The sequence below is a fragment of the Frankia tisae genome (genome assembly GCF_025403405.1).
Taxonomy (GTDB): domain Bacteria; phylum Actinomycetota; class Actinomycetes; order Frankiales; family Frankiaceae; genus Frankia; species Frankia tisai.
Window position 1 is genome coordinate 1 of record NZ_JANEZT010000855.1, and the last position, 398, is coordinate 398.

At 71.1% G+C, this 398-nt stretch carries 1 protein-coding gene; it reads left to right on the forward strand.

What is annotated here, in order from left to right; translation table 11 throughout:
- Positions 1 to 148 precede the first annotated feature (148 nt).
- The coding region (locus tag NBZ85_RS34295) for an amino acid kinase family protein (RefSeq protein ID WP_498041295.1) at positions 149 to 398 on the forward strand (250 nt) is incomplete at its 3' end.

The following is a 398-nucleotide window of genomic DNA, read 5'->3' on the forward strand; positions in this document are numbered from 1 at the left end:
GTGCAGGAAGTGGTCGATCCGCGCTTCGCGAACGACGCCGCTCCCGAGTGAGGGGCAGGGCCGCCATCCCGGTGGGTGGCGGTGTGGGGGCCGCCGCGGCGGCCGGCGCTAGCTAGGAAAAAGACGGGGATTCATGGTTTCGAGCATATTGCGAGATGCGCGCCGCATCGTGATCAAGGTGGGCTCCAGCCTGGTGACGAACGAGGGCCGGGGGCTGGACGAGACCGCCATCACCGAATGGAGCCGGCAGATGGCCGCGCTGGTGGGTGGCTCCGGCGGGCCGCGGCGCGAGGTCATCATGGTCTCCAGCGGCGCGATCGCCGAGGGCATGAAGCGGCTGGGCTGGTCCACGCGCCCGCACGAGATCCACGAACTGCAGGCGGCCGCGGCCGTCGGGC